Origin of the sequence: Hymenobacter rubripertinctus, from assembly GCF_003583925.1 — a bacterium.
Lineage (GTDB): Bacteria > Bacteroidota > Bacteroidia > Cytophagales > Hymenobacteraceae > Hymenobacter > Hymenobacter rubripertinctus.
In genome coordinates this window covers 1-326 of record NZ_QYCN01000146.1, presented here as the reverse complement: position 1 = coordinate 326, position 326 = coordinate 1, and the positions used below count along the sequence as shown (strand labels likewise).

The following is a 326-nucleotide window of genomic DNA, read 5'->3' as shown; positions in this document are numbered from 1 at the left end:
CGGCCGTCGGTGGCTGGTAGGCCGCGTCGGCCGTGCCGTCCTGGTCGAAGTCGTAGCCGTCGTAGTAGGCCACGCTCAGCAGCTCGGCCCCGCCCGCCGCACTCAGCTCGGGCCAGGTGCGGTGCGAGTAGTAGGCCTTCGCCAGCGTGGGGCTGGCGMTGGCCTCCTCCCACAGGGGCACCGTGGGGTTCTGCGCCAGCCAGTTCGTCTGCCAGGTCTGGAGCTGGTCGCGCTGCTGGCTGGGCGTCCCGCTCAGATCGGCAAAGTGCACCAGGCCCGCGTACACCACCCGGCCCAGCGCGTCGTACTTGCTGGCCTTGCTGGCC

1 protein-coding gene is annotated in these 326 nt (G+C 71.7%); it reads right to left on the bottom strand.

Features of this window, described 5'->3' with window-relative positions; translation table 11 throughout:
* Window positions 1-326 (bottom strand): hypothetical protein (locus D0T11_RS22895; RefSeq protein ID WP_182888579.1); only part of this gene is annotated, 326 nt, incomplete at both ends.